General features: G+C 77.2%; 1 protein-coding gene. It reads right to left on the bottom strand.

Annotated features, from left to right (window positions below):
* A partial coding sequence (locus ABD308_RS10800; protein WP_344331555.1) for an AAA family ATPase occupies positions 1-2,149 on the bottom strand: 2,149 nt, incomplete at its 3' end.
* Between the last annotated feature and the right edge of the window lie 648 nt (positions 2,150-2,797).

Here is a 2,797-nt window from a genome sequence, read left to right as displayed (position 1 = left end):
CCCAGGTGCGCGTCCGGGGCAGTCCGGGTGACCGCCGGGCGGTGGGTCGCGGGGCGGGGGCGGGGGCGGGTCGCGCGGTGGACGGTGTCGTGGGGGCGGGACCGGGGGCGGTGAGGCCGTAGTCGTCGAGCAGGGCCTGGTACTCGCCGCGCATGATCCTGGTCTCGGCGCGGACGCTGAGCAGGCACTGGTAGCCGGGGTCGAGGGGGCCGCCGCGGTAGTTGGCGAAGCCTCGGGCGACGATCTCGTCGGCCTGGTCGAGGAGGTCGGCCCACTGGGAGAGGGTGGCGAGGGAGACCAGCAGGTAGGAGCGGCAGAGCGGCTCGACGGGCGCGTCGTCGAGTTCGCGGACGCGGTCGGCGACCTCGTCGGCGGAGAGCAGGCCGCTGGTGGCGTCGAATTCGGTGAGCAGGGCGAGGGCGGGCGGGGCGAGGCGCTGGGGGGTTCGGGTGGCGAGGCGCTGGACGCCTTCGACGACCTGGATCCAGCTGCGGCCGTCGTGGGCGGCGATCTGGGCGGTGGCGGCCTGGACGGCGTGGAGGACGTCCTCCTGGTCGGCGAAGCGGTGGGCGAGCTCGTCCATGAGTTCGAGGGCGGCGGGGGTGTCTCCCCGGGTGGCGAGGACGGCGCCGAGGGTGTTGGCGGCGCGGAAGACGCCCTCGTCGGTCTGCTGGAGGTGGACGGCTTCGGCGAGGTGGCGCAGGCCGACGGTGCGTTCCGAGGGGCCGAGGGTGACTTCGAGGCCGCCGAGTTCGGTGAGCAGCAGGCCGCGTTGGCGGTCGCTGAGGGGTTCGGCGAGGACGCGGCGCAGCAGGGCGGCCGCGTCGGCGGGGTGGTCGTCCTCGGCGGCCTGGCGGGCGGCGCGGCGCAGGGTGTCGGCGGCCCAGCGGGGGGTGGGGGCGGGGGTGAGCAGGAGGTGGCCGGCGACGGTTTCGTCGGGGGCGCCGGTGCGGTGGAGGTGTTCGGCGGCGGCGAGGTGGACCTCGGCGCGGTGGCCGGGGGCGTGGCCGGTGAGGACGGCGTCGGCGAGCAGGGGGTGCGCGAAGCGGGGCCAGCGGCCGTGGCCCGGGGTGTCGAGGAGGCGGTGGAGGGTGAGGTGGGCGAGCCAGCCGGCGAGCCGGCCGGGGTCGGCGGCGGTGAGTTCGGCGAGCAGCGGGACGGGGTCGAGGGGCGGGGTTCCGGGGGCGGGGACGGTGTCGGCGGCGGGGTGTTCGCTCATCCGGGCGAGGACGCGGGCGACGGTGACGGCCCGGTCGCCGGCGCCGTGCAGCCAGGCGTCGACGGCTTCGGCGAAGGCGCCGCCGGGCAGGGCGCCGCAGCGCTCGGGCAGGGCGGCGGGCAGGGCCGGGGACGGGGCGCCGGCCTCGGCCGCGGTCCCGGTCTCCGACGCACCGGTCCCCTCCGCCGTACCGGTCCCCTCCGACGCGAGGTCGGTGAGCAGCGCGGTGAGCAGCAGCGGGTTGCCGCCGCTGGCGCGGGCGCAGTCGGCGGCGAGGCCGGGGGGCGCGTCGGTCCCGAGGTGGTGGCGGGCGATCCGGACGGCGGCCGGGGTGCCGAGCGGGGCGAGCCGCAGGGTGGTGGCGAGGTCCGGGGTGAGGTCGCGGGTGAAGCGGCCGGGCGGGGTGTCGAGGGTGGCCTGGCGGTGTTCGGTGGCGATCAGCAGCGCGGGCAGCCGGTCGATGCGGCGGGCGACCTGGCGCAGCCAGCGGCGGGAGGGCTCGTCGGCGAGGTGGATGTCGTCGAGGGCGAGCAGCAGCGGGTGGTGGGTTCCGTGCAGGCGGAGCAGGGACCAGAGGGTGGCCTCGGCGGCGTCGGGGTCGGTGGTACCGGCGGGGTGCGCGGTCGGCGCGACGGCGGCGGAGGTCCGGCCGTAGGGGCCGGCGGGGGTGGGGCCGGTGTCGAAGAGCTGGCGGGCGGCCGCGTACGGGGTGGCGGTCTCCTCGGCGGAACAGCGGGCGCGCAGCACGGTGGTGCCGTCGGCGGCGGCGAGGCGGGCGGCTTCGGCGAGCAGCGCGGTGCGGCCGGTTCCGGTGGCGCCGGTGATCAGCAGGACGTGGCCGGTGCCGCGGCGGGCGGCGTCGGCCCGGTCGGTGATCTGCCGGAGCTCCGGTTCGCGTTCCATGAGGTGGGTGGACGTGGTGGTGCTCATCCCCGGTTTCCCCTCTCTCCCCTTCTGCCCTTCCCGGCCGCCTGCCGGTGTCCGATCGGGCAGCATCCGCCGTTGTACCGGGAAAACGTCTTGACGTGCCAACCACGCGTTACCGACGAGTCCGGTTCTCGCCGCGGCGTGATGGTTCCGGGGTGGACTCGTGGGTCTCCGGGGATCGGCCCGGAGGGGCCGATTCCGGTTGTCGCGGGGGCAGGCCCGTCGCCCTTGGGACCACCCCGGACCTCGGGAAGGTTGCCCCCGCCGATCGGCGGGGACTGCCCGGCGGGTCCGATCTCGTGGTGGACCACGATGGCCGGGAGGCTGCCCGGGCGGGAAGCATGGTGGCAGTTTCCGGGGCACGGGCAGCGCTTCCGGATCGCCGTCGTCACGGTCGGCCGTCCCGGGTGGGGCGAAAGCCCTGAGGTTCGGGGTCCGCCGGGTGGCCGGGCCGGCTTCTCCAGGAGGGGGCCAGATTTGACTGTTCTGCACACCGAGTACGACCGCCGTGGTACGGCGGTCCGGGCTTCGTCGCCCGCCGCGCGCACGGTGGCGCCTCAGCGCACGGTGGCGTCCCGCACGGGCGCCGTGGCCGGTCAGGTGCCGGGGACGGCCGCGCCGGCAGCGGTGGCCGCGAGGGCGGTGGCGGTG

It is taken from the genome of Kitasatospora putterlickiae, from assembly GCF_039527695.1.
Classification (GTDB): domain Bacteria; phylum Actinomycetota; class Actinomycetes; order Streptomycetales; family Streptomycetaceae; genus Kitasatospora; species Kitasatospora putterlickiae.
This window is presented reverse-complemented; position numbering and strand designations above follow the sequence as displayed.